Below are 13,176 nucleotides of genomic sequence, written 5' to 3'. Positions count from 1 at the left end.
AATGTTATGACCGGGTTTGGCGCAAGCAGCACCGGCTTAACCCCTTAAACCTGTTTAACCACTTACCGTAGAACCTGGAGCTGGCGAGTACCCCAGGGTACCTATTTCCGATCTAACGTAGTGCTCGTCGTGCCAAGATAAATCCGAATCGTTGGGATGAGGAGTAATCCTCTGAAATCCGATATTGTTACCCAGTGGGTGTTCGGGAACCGAATGGTTCCTTTCATCTTTGCAGAGCTTGCTCTGGCACTGAAGTTAAGAAAGTCCCACCTGACCAAAGCTTAGCAGGCAGGTCAGTAGAGAAATCCACAGGCAAGCCCGGAGACGGGTGTCTGAAGCTGGATGGATCAAGATTGCAGGCTCTGTATTGAGCCCCGAAAAATGTATAGTTGTGGTCATTGGATAAACCCGCAGAGTACGGCGGGGGAAAGCCGACGTTTTCGAGCAAACGGAAGGCAGCAAACCTTAAGCTCGCTACAGCAAGAGTTCAAGGTTACCACCGGGGTCTGAGACCAGGGCATGTTCTCAAAGGGGTGGCTCGGGAACTTGGGAGGTCCGAAAGTTCCCTTAAAGTAAAATCGGTTGATGGGATACCGCAAAGCAGAAAATCCCGCAGTGTCAAGGAGGCTCCGGACCTTGAACACCGGATGGAATAAATCAGGAGCACTTAAGAGGTACCGGGGGCGGATAGTGAACAGCGAACAAACCCGGGAAGGACTTTCGGAAGTCTTAGTGGATCATAGTACCGATGTGCCGGCGTGCCCGACACGATAAGGCGGGGAAGCAATACCCAAAGCGACCCGCTGCAGGGAAGGTGAAACCGGGTATAACGTAGAACTGAATGGAACTATGGGAGGTACATTGAGACTACAAACCATATCAACAGAACTTCAGCAAATTGCAAGACAGGCAACTGAGTGTCCGGACATGGTATTTACGACACTTGCCCACAAAATGGATATTCCGTTTCTCAGGGAAGCATACCGCCGAACAAAGAAGAACGGGGCACCTGGCGTGGATAAAGTAACCGCAAAAGATTACGGGAAAAACCTGGAGTCGAACCTTTCTGATCTTCATGAACGACTAAAAACCGGCCGCTACACAGCACCTCCGGTAAAACGTGTATGGATTGAAAAGGAAGACGGCAGGCAGAGACCTATCGGAATTCCGGCATTTGAGGACAAGATTGTGCAACGGGCAGTTGAGATGCTTCTCAGCCCCATATATGAGCAGACGTTCTTAGATTTTTCTATGGGATTTCGTAAAGGCCGCAACCAGCATCAAGCGATTCATATATTGCGGGAACAGTGTCGGACAAATAACATCAAGTGGATAATCAGTGCGGATATTACCGGACTGTTCGACAATATCAACAATACGATGCTTAAAGACCTGATTCGATTAAAAGTCAATGATGGCAGCATTATTCGGTTGATTGGAAAATGGCTGAATGCAGGCGTAATGGAAGGAGGGACTATATCCTACTCCGACAAAGGCACCCCGCAAGGTGGTGTGATTTCGCCTATCTTGAGCAACATATTTTTACACTATGTATTGGATGAATGGTTTGCCAATGCCGTTCTTCCACGGATGTACGGACGGTGCTTCATTGTTCGTTTTGCCGATGACTTTATCATCGGTTGTGAAAAAGAAGAGGATGCCCACAGACTCATGGAGGTATTGCCAAAGAGATTCGGTGGTTTCGACTTATCTTTACATCCGAAGAAAACAGTTTTGATACCATTTGGTAAACCTGGGGCTAATGTTGATAAAGATGACAAGAACGGGACATTTGATTTTCTTGGTTTTACCTTCTTCTGGGCCAGATCTCTAAAGGGTTACTGGGTGATTAAGAAGAAGACAGCCGGAAAAAGAGCCCGTCGATTCATGAATATGATTCGACAGTGGTGCAAGAATTCCCGACATGATCCTATAAAAGATCAACATGCAACCTTACGGAGTAAGCTCAGGGGGTTTTACCAATATTACGGTGTAAGAGGAAACTTCAAGATACTGGAAACCGTCTTTGAGTACACGGAAAAGACTTGGCGTTTTTGGTTAACACGAAGAAGCCATAAAGGCACAGTATGGTTTGGTAAATTGCAGGAGTCATATCCTCTACCCAAACCAAGGATTGTCCACAACATTTAATATCCGGAGCCGATTGGGTAGCAAAGTTATACGCCGGACAGGGTGTCGCTTGTCCGGTTGACGATCCGGAAAAGGATCAGAACCGAGGAACCGTATGAGGGAAATCTTCACGTACGGATCTGTGGGGGGAGCGCCGGGTAACCGGTGCTTCTACCCGGAAAGCACTTAGACTGGTCAACTTTGGGGCTTTTTCAAGCCCCTCGGTCTTTAGCCGAGGGGTAGTTGACAAGCAGATTTTAATCGACAGGCTGTTACTCGATGATCAAGTTTTTGTTAATTTGCCCAACTTCGGCGTTGGAAAAATAAATTTGATCCTCAGCATACTGCATATATGCCTGCAGTCAAATTGATTTTTCGCCTTGAACTTAAAAAAATCATCTATTCCGTAACAGCCTGTCGGCTATGGGGGGAATGCGGCAGTGGTCGAAATTTCCATAGCATGACTCTGCCCAAAATCCGATAAAATCGGCGGGATAACCTACAGGGGTTTGATTCTATTGCAGGCCATTTTTCGTAGGGGCAATCCCCCTGTGGTTGCCCTAACGAGGGCAACCACAGGGGGATTGCCCCTACATTGGCCGACGTTAGAACCAAACCCGATTTTGCATTATTGGGGATACGGTGCTGTCACCAGCGACAAGCTCAGGCTGCAGCCAAAGCGTACCAGGAACGTAAGGAATGGGTCTTAAATAACTTGCCCATTTTTCTATATCCGGGAGCGCGGGTTCAATTATTTTGGACGCGTTCCTAAGGAATCAGCCAGATCGTAAATTTTCTGGACGCGTAAATGATTTTTTTGGGGATTCGTCCCAGATCGAAATCTTCAACGTCCGATACGCCCTTTCGCCCCATGACAATGGTGTCGCATTTTGCCGCCCGGGCCTTGTCAAGAAGCGCGCCGGCCCGGCTCTGGGCCCCCTGGATAAGACGGGTTTCGATCCGGTCTTCCGGTATGCCTGCCTGGGTCAGGATCTGTTTTGCCTCGGCCAGGGCTTCATCAAGTATACGTTTGGCTTGAAGAGACATGTCCACAAAGGGGTCCTTTCCTTCAGGCACTGAATCCGTAACTGTGGTGCGCATGATCGCGCAAAGAAGAATACGGCAGTTTGTTTTTGCCATCATATCGGCCGTGTAATGGATAGCGCGCCCGGATGCCGGGGAGCCGTCAACCGCAATGCACAGGTAGTGATGGATTTCATGGGTTCCGGCAATCATCAATGGAAGAGAGCTTGCTTTTTCCACCAGCTTGGCAGCGACGCCACCCATGGTTACGCCGGGCATGGATTCTGAGCTTCCCCTTCTGCGGATGACAAGGCCGTGGTATTCATTGGTTTTTATTTCGTTGAGAATGTCCCTGGCAACACCCTTTTCAAGACTGGTAAGCTTGAGCTCGATATTGTCCGACTTATAACCGGCAGCAATCATTTTCCGGCGTGCCTCTTTGAGAAATTCGGTCATTATTGTTTTCCGGCCCATTTCCCAGGCATTTACCTGGGATACGGCAATTTTGCTGAAGGAATCCCGAATCAGATCATAATAGGCTTCAGGCACGGGCGTTGTTATGTTGAATAAGGTTATTTTCCTGTCTCTAAACGGTTTGAATCTGCACAGATAGTCAACTGTTCTTCCCGAACGTTTTGAACCGTCAAGGGTAACTAATATCTTTTTTTCCTCTGACATGGGGAGCTCCTCTGGAAAATCCCGGGCCGGTGGATTGGAGCCGCACCCGGGGGGTGATTTTTTAATAAATGAGATCTATATCTAAGCGTAACACAGGCACCGGGCGATGACGAATCTTTTTTCTATGGTGCGGCAGCCATATTCATATTTGATATATCCGGTTAAATTATTTCGGACGCGTTCCTAAGGAATCAGCCAGATCGTAAATTTTCTGGACGCGAAAATAATTTTTCTGGGAATTCGTCCCAGATCAAAATTGTTAAGGTTCGACACCCCCTTGCGGCCCATGACAATGGTGTCGCATTTTGCAGTCCGGGCCGTATCCAGAAGCGCGCCTGCCCGGCTCTGGGCTCCCTGGATAAGACGGGCTTTGATTCGGTCTTTCGATATTCCCGCCTCGGTCAGGATCTGTTCTGCCTCGGCCATGGCTTCATTGAGTCGGCGTTTGGCTTGAAGAGGCATATCTACAAGGGGGGCTTTTCCTTCAGACGCTGAATCCGGCACTGTAGAACGCATGATCGCGCAAAGAAGAATTCGGCAGTTTGTTTTTCCCATCATATCGGCTGTGTACTGGGTAGCGCGCCTGGATCCTGGGGAACCGTCAACTGCGATGCACAGATAGTGCTGGATCTCACGGGTTCCGGCAATCATCAAAGGAATAAAATCTGCTTTTTCCACCAGCTTGGCAGCGACGCCACCCATGGTTACACCAATAATAGAGTTTGCACTTCCCCTTCTGCGTATGACAAGCCCGTGGTATTCATTGTTTTTGATTTCGTTGAAAATGCCCCTGGCAATCCCCTTTTCCCGGGTGATAAGTTTTAATTCGATATTGTCCGGCGCATAACCGGCAGCTATTATTTTCCGGCGTGCCTCTTCGAGAAATTCGGTCATTATTGTTTTCTGGGCCATTTCCCAGGCCTTTACCTGGGGTACGGCAATTTTGCTGAAGAAATCCTGGGTCAGATCATAATAGGCTTCGGGCACGGGCGTTGTTATGTTAAATAAAGTCACTTTCCTGTTTCTAAACGGTTTGAATCTGCATAGATAGTCAACGCTCCTTTCCGAACGTTTTGAGCCGTCAAGGGTAACTAATATTTTTTTCCTGTCTGACATGGGACCTCCTTTAAAAAATCCCGGGCTGATTGATTGGGATCAAACCCGGGGAGGGGCTTATTTTAACTCGATAGTATAGGAATTTCCAGCACCCAGCACCCAGAACCCAGAACCCAGAACATCGAGTTTAATGGATGATATCCGGGCCTACCTTAATCTTGGGGGAATCAGTTGTTTTCCCATTTGAAAAAACAGGTCTTGTTCCCTGATAACCCCTGTAGGTTTGTCGTTTTCAATGACAATCAGGCGGCGCTGGTGTTGGTCCACCATGATCCAGGCAGCCTCCATCAGGGTGGATTCCGCATCAATGGATACGGGTGCCGGGGACATAATTTCATTGATGGTCACTGTGCGGATCTGTTCTATGGCGCTGGTGAACATTCCCCGCCAGAACATGGGGGAGTATTGGATGGAATCCGCTGTAGCCGGCTTCGTCGAAGTCAGGTAGCCCGGCAGAATTTGTTTTAAAAGGTCACGGATGGTCAGAATGCCTTGGATCTGCCTGTTTTGGTCCATGACCAGTATGGATCTGTGGCCGGTTTCCATGATCAGGTCCGAGGTCGGAAGTGTTACAAAAGAGGCTTTAAGTTCCTGGATGGATTCGGCAATGGTGGCATGTTCGTTAATGGTGGTATACGCACTTAATGGGATCATGGCTGAGCCCACCAGGTCCTCTTCCATTTTCCCCGTCTGTTGTTTACTCCGCCAGGCTTCCCGGATCTTATCGGACAAAAGGTCAATGTCACATGGCTTTGACAGGTAGTCAAAGGCACCTAATACCAGGGACTGTTCCGCCGAATCCTTATCTCCATGGCCCGTGAGCATGATCACGGGCAAATCGGGTTCTAATTGAATCATTTTTTCAAGGACCTCATGCCCGTCCATGCCGGGCATGCGGATGTCCAGAATGGCCACATCCGGCGACTGGTCCAGACATTGCAGGGCCTGGGCGCCGTTTTCCGCAAGAATGGTTTCAAAGCCATTACGCTCCAGGATCTTGCGCGTGGTTTCCCTAAACCGCTTTTCATCATCAACCATTAAGACTTTTATGGGTTGTTTCATTTTATATTGCTCCTATTTAAAAGATGTTTTACACACGACCGGTGACTGCTGTTATGGCCGAATAAATCAGGCACCACTGGACCGGTACAGATATCAAAAGGACGGTAATTGCCCGGGATTTGGACAGGCCGCAGCTTTGTCGAAATCCCGTATAGACCAACCAGTATTTCCACGGCTCCGTGAACCAGAGCATGAAGGGCAGCCATGAGATGAGCATGGTGATCCCCGACGCGTAAGCGTAAAGCCCGAACACCAGGGAAAAGTCCCGCTTTTTGCCGCTGATCATCACCATGGTGCAAAAGCCCGTGACGGCACTGATGAGTACCATGCCTGCCGCATTGATAAAGTAGATTAATGCCATGACCACAGGGGGGTGGGGCCCAGGACCTGTAAGCAGTCCTGCTCCGGCATAAAATCCGGCACACAGGGCGATAAACCCCAAGGCCCTGCCCGTGGTATGGACTGCAGGCAGCTGCGCAAAAAACAGGACCGGTTCGATGAGCAGCCGGATCACCCCCTGGTTGTAAAATTTCAATGCCGAAAGTGCCCCTGGTGTATTCATGTCATCCTCCTTAGGCGAAAAGGCATATTCAAAAAAGGCGCTTCACTGGGCCGTCCTTAATAAGCCTTTGTTTAAAAGAGTTTGCTGATAATCCCTGCGGCGAGCATGATCAGCGTCATGTAAAAAAATACCCGTCGTTCTGTTTCTTTTGAAAAGTAGATTCTGCTTTTGGTTGATTGGGCGTTTGTTTTTTTTGACATCTGTGTCATATTCCCCTCCTTGAAAGTTCCTGTCAGAATCCGGGCAAGGTGCCGAATCCTCTAACGGTCCAGTAAACGCCGGTGAGCAGCAGCAGTACGATGTTGGCAAAAAAGAACAAAGGGATACCGGCTCTCAGGTAATCTTTGGGTTCCAGGTACCCGCTGGCATATACAATGGCGTTGGGGGGCGTACCGATGATCAGGCAGTATGCAAAAGATGACGCCATTGCCGTGGCCATGGCCATGAAGGGCAGGTAGCTGCTGCCCGGATGAACCATGCCGGCCATGTTCAGGGTGATGGGGCCTACGGATGCCGCTGCCGGGCCGTCCGCCATGAGGTTAGTCAGGATAGAGGTCAGACCATTGGATACGGCCATCAGCGGCAGGCCTGAATCCATACCGAAATTGGACAAAAATTCAATGGCCGACCGGGCCAGCCAATATGCCGCGCCCGTTGAATCCAGGGTCCGGCCAAAGATAATAGCCCCGGCATAGAGCCAGACAACACCCCAGTCTACGCGGTCCTGGTAGTCGCGCCAGTTGACCACGCCGGCCATGATGTAGGCGATGGCGCCGGCCACGGCAATAACGCCGATACCCAGGCGAATGGGATAAATACCCATATTGTAAAAGGCTTTTTCCGTAAACCAGCCGAAGACCATGATCAGAAATATGATCAAGGCCCAGATCTGCTGTTTGTTCCAGGCACCCATGCGGTCGATTTCACGGCGCAGGTGATTCATGGCCGGTGCCAGGGTAACGGTTTTCGGTTTAAAGCGTATATTGATGATAAACCAGGAAATCGGAATCATGGCGATGAGAAAGGGGAAACAATAAGTGACCCATTGGAAATAACCGATATCAAGGCCGAACATATCGGTGAGATAAGTCATCATGATAACATTTCTGGCACCGCCGGACGGTGCGCCCGGACCACCGATGTTACAGGCCATGGCAATGGAGATCATCAACAGTTTGGCAAGATCTTTGTCCTCGGGCACCTCTTCGGTCAAACTGTTCTGGTAGAGCAGCATACCAATGGGCAGGAACATGGCTGCCAGGGCATGGTCGGATATAAAGGCGGCTAACGGCGTGATGATTAAAAAGAAGATCAGGGTGATCCATTTGGGATTGGGTACGGCCAGGCGCTTGAACATCATCATGCACACCCGTTTGTCCACCCCGGTTTTTACAAAGGCGGCCGCAAACATCAGCGACCCCATGATAAACCAGCAGGCGTCGGACCAGTAGAGCATGGCCACCTGCTGACGGCTGATGACCCCGGTGAACACCAGAATCAGGCCGATACAGAAGGCAACGGCCGGTAAGGGAATGCATTCGGTTAAGAAACACAGAACCACAAAAATACCCATGGCAATGGCGACCTTGATTTTCCAGGCACCACCGTTTGCCGTTGCCTTGTCTTTGTCCGTTAGGTTTTCATATTTAAGCCCGTTTTTGCGCAGTTCCAGCGCCTTGCCCATCAAGGTTTTGAAATCCGCATCGCTGACGCTGTGGATATATTCCTGTGCCTTTTCAAGGTTGGCCTTTTGGACCGGGATTTTATATTTTTTGCACCATTTGGCATTTCGGTCCATGAACCTGTCCTTGCTCAGGGCGCCGATGCGCATGTTCTGTTCCATGATCTGTGCGGTGAGCAACTGCCATTGAGCCGCCTCTTCACTTTTGACGGAAAAAAGTTCATTCGTAATATAAGAGACCACTTTTTGGGGGGCAATGGTGTATTCCATACCCACATCCTTCATGCCGTACGGGGTGGGCATGAGGAGCACAGCAAAAAATAGAACCACAGGAATGATAAAGATCTTCCAGTCTATGTATTTGTCATACCCGGTGACTTTTTTCTTATCTTGTTTCATTCAATTTACTCCTCTTTTCAGATTATTCCGTCCCCTGTTTGAGAATTTCCCGGGGGGATTTCAGGTACTGTTTGGCCTGGGCCGACCGGATTTTCTCTTCCTGGTGCATACGTTTCTGAAATGCCAGCTCCGCTTTTTCAATGATCTCCTCAATATCTGCAGGCTTCATCAGATAATCCCAGGCACCTGATTTAAGACCGTCTATGGCTGAATCCACCGTGGCATGACCGGTGAGCATGATCACTTCCGTCAAGGGGTACAGCTCCTTGATCTGTTTAAGGGTTTCATTGCCGTCCATCCCGGGCATTTTCACATCCAGAATCACCACATGGATGTTGTGGGCAGCCATGGTTTGAAGCGCTTTTTCTCCGCTTGGGGCTGTCCACACCTCATAGCCCTTTCTTTGAATGAGTTTCCGGGTGGTTTCAAGGTACCGGATTTCGTCATCGACCAGTAACAGTTTCATTTTCTCCATAGGTTGTCCTCCTTGTTAAGACGATTGATTTTCATATGCCGGAAGCTGAATGGAAAACACGGTGCCTTGGTCAAGACGGCTGTCCACAGACATGGTGCCGCCGAAACTTTCGATGATGCCGAAACATACCGAAAGCCCCAGGCCCGTTCCCCTGCCAACGGCTTTTGTGGTGAAAAAGGGTGAAAAAATTTTATCCATATGCGCCGGTGCTATTCCGCAGCCATTGTCTTTGACTTGAATGTCAACCATAGTCCGGCCTTCATCGTTCCGGGTTTGGGCGGCACGTATTTCAATTGCGCCGCCCTTGGCACCGTGCCGGCTGGTAACGGCATGTATGGCATTATTGACCAGGTTGAGCATGACCTGCTGGAACCGGCCGGGGTCGCCCATGAAACTTGGTGCGTTTTCTTCAATCCGGGTGGTGATCTCTATACCGCTGGTATGGGCGGAGTTTTCAACAAGTTTGAGGATTTCTGGAATAACCGTGCCCGGATCCATAGCGGTGTGTTTGACCTTTTTCTTTCTGCCGAATTTTAAGATAGCAGAGGTGATTTCATGACAGCGCTCCACCTGTTTATGGATCTGGTCCACACTTTCCCGGATGTCATTGACGGTTTGGGGATCGACGCCTTTGTCCTTGTCTGCTTTGCCCGGGGACAGTTCTTCCATGAGAATTTTGATCAGGGCATATTCACTTTTGATGATCTGTAGAGGATTGTTGATTTCGTGGGCAAATCCGGCTGCCATTTCCCCGATTTCCGCCAGTTGCACGGCCCGGATCAGCTGGCTGCCCAGCTGCTCCTTCTCTTCGTCCAGGCGATCCATGCGGCGGCAGATGGTCTCTGAAGTGACATAGGCCAGGATCACCAGGGCCGTCAGGCCTAAAATGGCGATGACCACACAGATCAGGATGGCAGAGTAAAGGGCTTTGTAGGCGTCGTCTTTTTCCTGGCGCACCACTAGATACCAGGATTTATTGGATAGTTTGGATACGGCATATAAAAAAGGTTGGCCTTTGGGTGACAATTGGAAGGTCTGTCGGTTGGTGGAAAATTGCTTGTTCATCCACCCAAAGGCCGGATCTTTATCAAGAAGGGCGATATCCCCGGAACGTCTGGCGGTCTGGGCGACGCCCTCGTCGTTTAAAATATAGGCTTCGCCTGTTTTGCCGATGCGCACCCCGGATACCATGGAGTCAAAGAACACGGTATCAATGGTGGCACGCAGCACCCAGGTTTGCTCGTTTTCAGTCCTGCGCACGGCCACAACAAAATGGGGAAGATTGCGGTATCCTAGAAAAATATCACTGATATAAAATCCCCGGCGCATGGTTTTTTGGAACCAGGGTTCCCGGGTGTATATTTTTCCTGCCAGGGCAAAGGACCCGGAATATTTCAAGTGCTTACCGGTTTCGTCAAACAGCCCTAGGTCAACAAAGGCCGGCGACCGTTTCTGAAGACTTTGGCAGATGGTGTTGATGGCGTCTTCGGCCATGATGTCTTCAAACGTATAGGCCCGGGTGATCAGCTCAAGATCGGATTTTCTTTCAAGCAGGAAAGATTCAATCATCTTACGGTGATCTGTCAGGATTCTTTCAAGGCTGGCCTGGGTGGATTTTTCCAGGGTTGACGAGAAAAAATAGAAGTTGATACCTAAAACAATAATAAAAGTGATCATGGGGAAAAAAGTCATATTAAGAAAAATTGCTCTTTTCAGCCACTGTCTGGTTTGTTTTAATTTGCTCAAGATTGGCCCCTTTGTTCCTCGTTGAAAAGAATATTTTCTTGTCTGGGGCTCTATATAGCAACTATGGTGCCGGATAAAAAAACAGGCACAACAAAGATTTAATATATTGAAATTAAATATGATATTTGTTTGACTGCCAGTATCCCGGCGGAATTTTAAAGCTTAAATTTGTTGATGCGTTTTCCAAGCTGTAAAAAAGCCTGACAATTGTATTCAGTTATTATGTGCCAAATTGAAGAAAAAAATTTGCAAGCCTTTTCAGATGATGTTAATGCTTTCATAATTGATTTTTTAACTATTTATGCAGATCTGGTTATTCTTACTTTTTGGGAGCTATCCCGTTGGATAAGTGAATACGAAAGATAAACGGAAACCACACAATCACTTGTTCGGCTTTCTAAGAACAAGGTCATAGGTCAAAAAATCCAGCATGGCATTATAAACAATCAAAAAAAGCAGTTCTAATGATATTGGGAATTTATATTATCTCATGTTATAGTATTCAAGAAGTAAGACGGGTTTGAATTTATTTGAAAGACACTACAAAATGAAGATATACCTTGATAATTGTTGTTTTAATAGGCCTTTCGATGATCAAACATTTTTGACGATAAGGCTTGAAACTGAAGCAAAGTTAGACATTCAGACAAAAATAAAATCCGGGCTTATTTCTTTGGGGTGGTCGTATATCCTTGATTTTGAAAATAGTGCGAATCCTTTCATAGAAAGAAAGACAGAAATTCAAAAATGGAAGAATATAGCCAGTTCATTTGTACAAGAAACCGATGAAATTTTAGAAAAAATGAATGAATTGACAGCTATAGGTTTAAAACATTTAGACGCCTTACATATCGCATGTGCTATTTCATCTCAATGCCAGTATTTTCTCACTGTAGATAAGGGGATTTTAAAGAAGAGAAGTGCGTACCCTGAAATAAAAGTAACTGATCCTATAAATTTTATTATCGAATGGGAAGCAAAACAATGAGAACAGATACAGAAATAAAAATAGCTGGTTTTGAAATATTGAGTAACACTCTTGGAATGGTTGAAGCTGAGAGGTTTATTGCTCTTATCCAAAGAGAAAAATTTGATTATACAAAATGGAGAGAGTCTCTTTTTAGTGAATTAAGTGGAGAAGAGATAAGCAAAAAAGCAATGGAATTTCAGCAGACACTTAATGAGAAAATGAACCGAACAAAACGCTGAACTTGACCGGGGGGACAGATCCGCCTTGAAATGGTTCATTTTCGATTAAATGCCTTGGTTTATTGAAAGTTTTTACCTGTTTGCCCCCGGACACCGCACACCCATCAATCAAACTGCGTTTGCTTGATCGGCGCACGGCGCCGGTCAGCACCGCGATTAGCCGGAAATTTAAATAATGGAGATGAGGTATGGCCACCCCGGGCAGGTCTTGAAAAATAAGCTTTATCATAATATAGAAACGACACTGCGGCTCGCCCCTCCCCATAGAATATCCCGGAGTTCCTGTTTTTATTAAGACTATTCTTCTTCGATAAATAATCATTTATTTCAAGTCGCCGGCGCCTGTCTTAAGCCCGATAATGTTCTGGGAATCCGTATACACAATGATTTTGCCGACAGGTTTTTGAACTGAAGTCAATGCCCAGATCAGGGCCTGGAGCTCCAGTTTGGCTGGGCTGGTGTGTTCAAATTTTTTTACCTTAACATCTGCCTTAAAGGCTTCTGAATACGGTATCTCCCATAATACAGCAAGGTATGCCCCATATCCGACTTTTGATTTGGGATTCACACTGCCATCGGTGAACAGCCGTAAGATTGTCATTTAATCCCCCCTGGGCATGCATCAACCCTTTCACTTGATGATCGAGTTATACAATATCTTGGCCAATGGTTTTCTAAACTTATTAAATTTATAATTGTTGAATAAAATTTGATTAGATGGCAACATAATGGATAATCTTTTATAGATTTGGCCTTTAGGCCGTAAAACCCACTCCTTCAGGTGTGGGATATAAGTTTTTTGCTTTAGCATTTTTCCCTAGACAAAACGGGTAAAATGTAGGCATCCTTCATATGATCCCAAAAGTACTTTACACTTTTTGAATGGAGGTTCCCGAAAAATGGGGGTCGGCATCTGGAAAGTGTAAAGCGGGAAATGAAGGATGCCAAAATGTACTATTAATAAAATTGTCAACTACCCCTCGGCTAAAGACCGAGGGGCTTGAAAAAGCCCCAAAGTTGACCAGTCTAAGTGCTTCGAGTACTACGTTAGATCGGAAACAGGTACCCTGGGGTGCTCGCCAGCTCCAGGTTCTA

At 47.4% G+C, this 13,176-nt stretch carries 12 protein-coding genes; 3 read left to right on the top strand and 9 right to left on the bottom strand.

What is annotated here, in order from left to right:
• Nucleotides 1-861 precede the first annotated feature (861 nt).
• Nucleotides 862-2,151, top strand: coding sequence for a group II intron reverse transcriptase/maturase (gene ltrA / locus HXW94_RS16895; protein WP_218576777.1), 1,290 nt, complete (start codon nucleotides 862-864; stop codon nucleotides 2,149-2,151).
• A 747-nt stretch (nucleotides 2,152-2,898) separates the two neighbouring features.
• Here ltrA and HXW94_RS16890 read toward each other — a convergent pair.
• The 8 genes from HXW94_RS16890 to HXW94_RS16855 form a co-directional block, all read right to left on the bottom strand.
• The gene (locus HXW94_RS16890; RefSeq protein WP_178368078.1) at nucleotides 2,899-3,831 is read right to left on the bottom strand and encodes a universal stress protein; all 933 of its coding nucleotides are present in this window, start codon (nucleotides 3,829-3,831) and stop codon (nucleotides 2,899-2,901) included.
• Nucleotides 3,832-4,014: 183 nt separating this feature from the next.
• Complete coding sequence (locus HXW94_RS16885) at nucleotides 4,015-4,947, bottom strand: universal stress protein (RefSeq protein WP_178368077.1); 933 nt, start codon at nucleotides 4,945-4,947, stop codon at nucleotides 4,015-4,017.
• 147 nt (nucleotides 4,948-5,094) lie between these two features.
• Nucleotides 5,095-6,009 carry a response regulator gene (locus tag HXW94_RS16880; RefSeq protein ID WP_178368076.1) on the bottom strand — a complete coding sequence of 305 codons (915 nt, stop codon included), beginning with the start codon at nucleotides 6,007-6,009 and terminating at the stop codon, nucleotides 5,095-5,097.
• Nucleotides 6,010-6,037: 28 nt separating this feature from the next.
• The gene (locus tag HXW94_RS16875) at nucleotides 6,038-6,571 is read right to left on the bottom strand and encodes a YIP1 family protein (RefSeq protein WP_178368075.1); all 534 of its coding nucleotides are present in this window, start codon (nucleotides 6,569-6,571) and stop codon (nucleotides 6,038-6,040) included.
• 71 nt (nucleotides 6,572-6,642) lie between these two features.
• Entirely contained in the window at nucleotides 6,643-6,780 is a 138-nt protein-coding gene (locus HXW94_RS16870; protein WP_178368074.1) for a hypothetical protein, read from the bottom strand.
• Nucleotides 6,781-6,803: 23 nt separating this feature from the next.
• On the bottom strand, nucleotides 6,804-8,651 hold the full coding sequence (locus tag HXW94_RS16865) for an SLC13 family permease (RefSeq protein WP_178368073.1): 1,848 nt from the start codon (nucleotides 8,649-8,651) through the stop codon (nucleotides 6,804-6,806).
• A gap of 22 nt (nucleotides 8,652-8,673) precedes the next feature.
• Complete coding sequence (locus tag HXW94_RS16860) at nucleotides 8,674-9,126, bottom strand: response regulator (RefSeq protein ID WP_178368072.1); 453 nt, start codon at nucleotides 9,124-9,126, stop codon at nucleotides 8,674-8,676.
• Nucleotides 9,127-9,141: 15 nt separating this feature from the next.
• The gene (locus HXW94_RS16855; protein ID WP_178368071.1) at nucleotides 9,142-10,872 is read right to left on the bottom strand and encodes a sensor histidine kinase; all 1,731 of its coding nucleotides are present in this window, start codon (nucleotides 10,870-10,872) and stop codon (nucleotides 9,142-9,144) included.
• Nucleotides 10,873-11,392: 520 nt separating this feature from the next.
• On the opposite strand from HXW94_RS16855, the gene HXW94_RS16850 reads away from it, so the two are divergent.
• Nucleotides 11,393-11,860 carry a PIN domain-containing protein gene (locus tag HXW94_RS16850; RefSeq protein WP_218576776.1) on the top strand — a complete coding sequence of 156 codons (468 nt, stop codon included), beginning with the start codon at nucleotides 11,393-11,395 and terminating at the stop codon, nucleotides 11,858-11,860.
• Entirely contained in the window at nucleotides 11,857-12,081 is a 225-nt protein-coding gene (locus HXW94_RS16845; protein ID WP_178368069.1) for a hypothetical protein, read from the top strand. The genes HXW94_RS16850 and HXW94_RS16845 overlap by 4 nt, the downstream gene beginning before the upstream one ends.
• Before the next feature lie 322 nt (nucleotides 12,082-12,403).
• Here HXW94_RS16845 and HXW94_RS16840 read toward each other — a convergent pair whose 3' ends face one another.
• Complete coding sequence (locus tag HXW94_RS16840; RefSeq protein ID WP_178368068.1) at nucleotides 12,404-12,682, bottom strand: RNase H family protein; 279 nt, start codon at nucleotides 12,680-12,682, stop codon at nucleotides 12,404-12,406.
• Nucleotides 12,683-13,176 lie beyond the last annotated feature (494 nt).

Source organism: Desulfobacter latus (assembly GCF_013389365.1).
Classification (GTDB): domain Bacteria; phylum Desulfobacterota; class Desulfobacteria; order Desulfobacterales; family Desulfobacteraceae; genus Desulfobacter; species Desulfobacter latus.
The sequence above is the reverse complement of the archived record's forward strand: the minus strand, read 5'-3'. Positions and strand labels throughout refer to the sequence as shown.

Coding starts and splice junctions, on each gene's coding strand:
- HXW94_RS16890 (WP_178368078.1), bottom strand. CDS start 3,831: ATGTCAGAGGAAAAAAAGATATTAGTTACCCTTGACGGTTCAAAACGT.
- HXW94_RS16885 (WP_178368077.1), bottom strand. CDS start 4,947: ATGTCAGACAGGAAAAAAATATTAGTTACCCTTGACGGCTCAAAACGT.
- HXW94_RS16880 (WP_178368076.1), bottom strand. CDS start 6,009: ATGAAACAACCCATAAAAGTCTTAATGGTTGATGATGAAAAGCGGTTT.
- HXW94_RS16875 (WP_178368075.1), bottom strand. CDS start 6,571: ATGAATACACCAGGGGCACTTTCGGCATTGAAATTTTACAACCAGGGG.
- HXW94_RS16870 (WP_178368074.1), bottom strand. CDS start 6,780: ATGACACAGATGTCAAAAAAAACAAACGCCCAATCAACCAAAAGCAGA.
- HXW94_RS16865 (WP_178368073.1), bottom strand. CDS start 8,651: ATGAAACAAGATAAGAAAAAAGTCACCGGGTATGACAAATACATAGAC.
- HXW94_RS16860 (WP_178368072.1), bottom strand. CDS start 9,126: ATGGAGAAAATGAAACTGTTACTGGTCGATGACGAAATCCGGTACCTT.
- HXW94_RS16845 (WP_178368069.1), top strand. CDS start 11,857: ATGAGAACAGATACAGAAATAAAAATAGCTGGTTTTGAAATATTGAGT.
- HXW94_RS16840 (WP_178368068.1), bottom strand. CDS start 12,682: ATGACAATCTTACGGCTGTTCACCGATGGCAGTGTGAATCCCAAATCA.